At 56.8% G+C, this 3,211-nt stretch carries 1 rRNA gene; it reads left to right on the top strand.

Annotation, left to right across the window (positions count from 1 at the left end):
• Positions 1–55 precede the first annotated feature (55 nt).
• Positions 56–3,179 (top strand): 23S ribosomal RNA (locus AB0447_RS36245).
• Positions 3,180–3,211 lie beyond the last annotated feature (32 nt).

Here is a 3,211-nt window from a genome sequence, read left to right as displayed (position 1 = left end):
GGTGATGGGTGGCTGGTCGTTGCTTGAGAACTACACAGTGGACGCGAGCATCTGTGGCCAAGTTTTTAAGGGCGCACGGTGGATGCCTTGGCACCAGGAACCGATGAAGGACGTGAGAGGCCGCGATAGGCCCCGGGGAGCTGCCAACTGAGCTTTGATCCGGGGGTGTCCGAATGGGGAAACCCGGCAGTCGTCATGGGCTGTCACCCATGCCTGAACACATAGGGCATGTGGAGGGAACGAGGGGAAGTGAAACATCTCAGTACCCTCAGGAAGAGAAAACAACCGTGATTCCGGGAGTAGTGGCGAGCGAAACCGGATGAGGCCAAACCGTATGCGTGTGAGACCCGGCAGGGGTTGCGCATGCGGGGTTGTGGGAATGAGCTTTCATGGTCTGCCGGCCATGAGGCGAGTCAGAAACCGTTGATGTAGTCGAAGGACATGCGAAAGGTCCGGCGTAGAGGGTAAGACCCCCGTAGACGAAACATCAGCGGCTTGCTTGCTCATCTCCCAAGTAGCACGGGGCCCGAGAAATCCCGTGTGAATCTGGCGGGACCACCCGCTAAGCCTAAATATTCCCTGGTGACCGATAGCGGATAGTACCGTGAGGGAATGGTGAAAAGTACCGCGGGAGCGGAGTGAAATAGTACCTGAAACCGTGTGCCTACAAGCCGTGGGAGCGTCGCTCATTGGGTTTACCCAATGGGTCGTGACTGCGTGCCTTTTGAAGAATGAGCCTGCGAGTTAGCGGTGTGTAGCGAGGTTAACCCGTGTGGGGAAGCCGTAGCGAAAGCGAGTCCGAATAGGGCGATTGAGTTGCACGCTCTAGACCCGAAGCGGAGTGATCTAGCCATGGGCAGGTTGAAGCGGAGGTAAGACTTCGTGGAGGACCGAACCCACCAGGGTTGAAAACCTGGGGGATGACCTGTGGTTAGGGGTGAAAGGCCAATCAAACTCCGTGATAGCTGGTTCTCCCCGAAATGCATTTAGGTGCAGCGTCGTGTGTTTCTTGCCGGAGGTAGAGCACTGGATAGGCGATGGGCCCTACCGGGTTACTGACCTTAGCCAAACTCCGAATGCCGGTAAGTGAGAGCACGGCAGTGAGACTGTGGGGGATAAGCTCCATGGTCGAGAGGGAAACAGCCCAGAGCATCGACTAAGGCCCCTAAGCGTACGCTAAGTGGGAAAGGATGTGGAGTCGCAGAGACAACCAGGAGGTTGGCTTAGAAGCAGCCACCCTTGAAAGAGTGCGTAATAGCTCACTGGTCAAGTGATTCCGCGCCGACAATGTAGCGGGGCTCAAGCGTACCGCCGAAGTCGTGTCATTGCAGCAATAGCCCCAACGGGCGCTGTGATGGGTAGGGGAGCGTCGTGTGCCGGGTGAAGCAGCAGCGGAAGCTAGTTGTGGACGGTTCACGAGTGAGAATGCAGGCATGAGTAGCGATACACACGTGAGAAACGTGTGCGCCGATTGACTAAGGGTTCCTGGGTCAAGCTGATCTGCCCAGGGTAAGTCGGGACCTAAGGCGAGGCCGACAGGCGTAGTCGATGGACAACCGGTTGATATTCCGGTACCCGCTTTGAAACGCCCAATATCGAATCCTCTAATGCTAAGGCCGTGAAGCCGTTCCGGACCCTTCGGGGAAAGGAAAGTGGTGGAGCCGCCGATCCAAGGTGGTAGTAGGTAAGCGATGGGGTGACGCAGGAAGGTAGTCCAGCCCGGGCGGTGGTTGTCCCGGGGTAAGGGTGTAGGCCGAGGGGTAGGCAAATCCGTCCCTCATATAAGGCTGAGACCTGATGCCGAGCCGATTGTGGTGAAGTGGATGATCCTATGCTGTCGAGAAAAGCCTCTAGCGAGTTTCATGGCGGCCCGTACCCTAAACCGACTCAGGTGGTCAGGTAGAGAATACCGAGGCGTTCGGGTGAACTATGGTTAAGGAACTCGGCAAAATGCCCCCGTAACTTCGGGAGAAGGGGGGCCATCACTGGTGAGAGGACTTGCTCCTCGAGCTGGGGGTGGCCGCAGAGACCAGCGAGAAGCGACTGTTTACTAAAAACACAGGTCCGTGCGAAGCCGTAAGGCGATGTATACGGACTGACGCCTGCCCGGTGCTGGAACGTTAAGGGGACCGGTTAGTGACCTTTCGGGGTTGCGAAGCTGAGAACTTAAGCGCCAGTAAACGGCGGTGGTAACTATAACCATCCTAAGGTAGCGAAATTCCTTGTCGGGTAAGTTCCGACCTGCACGAATGGCGTAACGACTTCTCGACTGTCTCAACCATAGGCCCGGTGAAATTGCACTACGAGTAAAGATGCTCGTTTCGCGCAGCAGGACGGAAAGACCCCGGGACCTTTACTACAGTTTGATATTGGTGTTCGGTTCGGCTTGTGTAGGATAGGTGGGAGACTTTGAAGCCGTGACGCCAGTCATGGTGGAGTCGCCGTTGAAATACCACTCTGGTCGTGCTGGATGTCTAACCTCGGTCCGTGATCCGGATCAGGGACAGTGTCTGATGGGTAGTTTAACTGGGGCGGTTGCCTCCCAAAGGGTAACGGAGGCGCCCAAAGGTTCCCTCAGCCTGGTTGGCAATCAGGTGTTGAGTGTAAGTGCACAAGGGAGCTTGACTGTGAGACCGACGGGTCGAGCAGGGACGAAAGTCGGGACTAGTGATCCGGCGGTGGCTTGTGGAAGCGCCGTCGCTCAACGGATAAAAGGTACCCCGGGGATAACAGGCTGATCTTCCCCAAGAGTCCATATCGACGGGATGGTTTGGCACCTCGATGTCGGCTCGTCGCATCCTGGGGCTGGAGTCGGTCCCAAGGGTTGGGCTGTTCGCCCATTAAAGCGGTACGCGAGCTGGGTTTAGAACGTCGTGAGACAGTTCGGTCCCTATCCGCTGTGCGCGTAGGAATATTGAGAAGGGCTGTCCCTAGTACGAGAGGACCGGGACGGACGAACCTCTGGTGTGCCAGTTGTCCTGCCAAGGGCATGGCTGGTTGGCTACGTTCGGGAGGGATAACCGCTGAAAGCATCTAAGCGGGAAGCCTGCTTCAAGATGAGTATTCCCACCTCCTTGAGAGGGTAAGGCTCCCAGTAGACGACTGGGTTGATAGGCCAGATGTGGAAGCCCGGTAACGGGTGGAGCTGACTGGTACTAATAGGCCGAGGGCTTGTCCTCAGTTGCTCGCGTCCACTGTGTTAGTTCTGAAG

The organism is Streptomyces sp. NPDC051211 (genome assembly GCF_040689505.1).
GTDB lineage: Bacteria > Actinomycetota > Actinomycetes > Streptomycetales > Streptomycetaceae > Streptomyces.
Note: the sequence above shows the minus strand (reverse complement) of the source record. Positions and strands in the feature narration are given on the sequence as shown.